The 508-nt window shown below is 61.6% G+C and carries 1 pseudogene; it reads right to left on the reverse strand.

Annotated elements, in window-relative coordinates:
• Nucleotides 1–237 precede the first annotated feature (237 nt).
• Nucleotides 238–508 (reverse strand): annotated as a pseudogene (locus CKO15_RS13915) (hypothetical protein); the annotation flags it as partial.

Raw genomic sequence — 508 nt, forward strand, 5'->3', positions numbered from 1 at the left:
CTGTTTCGCATAATGGGTCTTATGTAAAAAGGCAAGGATTGCGATCGCTCAAGGATTTGGGGGCTCAGGAGGTCGGTTTTCCGCTCTTGCGGCCTACAAGCGGCAAGGAGCAGGAAGCGCTGGGCACGGCGGCCCGTTTCAGTCGGATTGCTGAAGGGTGGGAGAGGCGTTGGGCGGTTCGACGGAGCCAGTGGCGTTTAAGCTAGCGCTGGCGAACGGTTGAGCGATGGTGATCTCTCAGTCGGGTCCGCGCGTTGCCTGGTGACGGGATTTGCTGCTGTCCGCTTCTCCGACACTGCATTGGCCGGCACGGTCTTGATCGGCCCGGTCACGCTTGCCGCTGAGGGCGTTGAGATGATCCCGGCCCTTTCGCCGATAGAGGGCTTCAAATCGCGTGGCCTGCTCTAGCCACTGCTCGTTGGCGAGTCCGAGACGCTGCAGGATGGGTGGGGCGTTTTGGGCGATGGCGCCGCGTTTTTTGGGGTTGATGGCGCGACCGGTGTGATCG

Source organism: Halorhodospira abdelmalekii, from assembly GCF_016583625.1.
GTDB classification, from domain to species: domain Bacteria; phylum Pseudomonadota; class Gammaproteobacteria; order Nitrococcales; family Halorhodospiraceae; genus Halorhodospira; species Halorhodospira abdelmalekii.